The organism is Psychrobacter sp. TB55-MNA-CIBAN-0194 (assembly GCF_040309505.1).
GTDB lineage: Bacteria > Pseudomonadota > Gammaproteobacteria > Pseudomonadales > Moraxellaceae > Psychrobacter > Psychrobacter fozii.
On the sequence record NZ_JBEOOW010000168.1, the window covers coordinates 1 to 281 of the forward strand.

Sequence of the window (281 nt, forward strand, 5' to 3'; positions counted from 1 at the left end):
TCCCTGGGCCGACCGCTGCCAGGGCGTTTGAACCTGGTGGTCAGCCGTCAGACCGATCTTGTGCTGGAAGGTGCGCAAGTGTTTCCGTCATTGGAGGCTGCGGTAGAACGCGCTGAGGAATGGGCCAAGGCGCAAGGCGTGGACGAACTGATGCTGATCGGCGGCGCGCAGTTGTATGCGCAGGGGCTGGAACAGGCCGACCGCTTGTACCTGACCCGCGTGGCGCTGAGCCCGGAAGGGGATGCGTGGTTTCCAGAGTTTGATAGGAACCAGTGGAAGCT

1 protein-coding gene is annotated in these 281 nt (G+C 62.6%); it reads left to right on the forward strand.

Annotated elements, in window-relative coordinates; translation table 11 throughout:
* Positions 1–36: 36 nt before the first annotated feature.
* Positions 37–281, forward strand: a 245-nt coding sequence (locus AAEY75_RS14695; protein ID WP_352259980.1) for a dihydrofolate reductase, incomplete at its 3' end; no start/stop codon positions are given.